The sequence below is a fragment of the Neisseria sp. P0001.S007 genome (genome assembly GCF_051963655.1).
Classification (GTDB): domain Bacteria; phylum Pseudomonadota; class Gammaproteobacteria; order Burkholderiales; family Neisseriaceae; genus Neisseria; species Neisseria subflava_A.
In genome coordinates this window covers 1-229 of the sequence record NZ_JBQCUB010000074.1, presented here as the reverse complement: position 1 = coordinate 229, position 229 = coordinate 1, and the positions used below count along the sequence as shown (strand labels likewise).

Here is a 229-nt window from a genome sequence, read left to right as displayed (position 1 = left end):
CCGCTCGACAGTATGCTGGAAATCGGCGCCGTATTTACCGTTGTCGATCCGCGCCAATTCATCAATCCCGATTACGCGCAACAAGCCTTGTATAAATACCAAATCGGCATTTGCGACGTATTGGCCGCCAGCAAAACAGACTTGTGCACGCCCGAGCAGCAGGCCGAGTTTCACGATAAAGCGGCCAAGCTGTTCCCGCCTAAAGCCAAAGTGGTTGAAGTACAAAATG

Annotated in this window: 1 protein-coding gene; it reads left to right on the top strand. The window is 52.0% G+C overall.

Translation table 11 applies throughout. From position 1 onward, the window contains the following. The coding region (locus tag ACTHRE_RS11235; RefSeq protein WP_440345291.1) for a GTP-binding protein at nt 1-229 on the top strand (229 nt) is incomplete at both ends.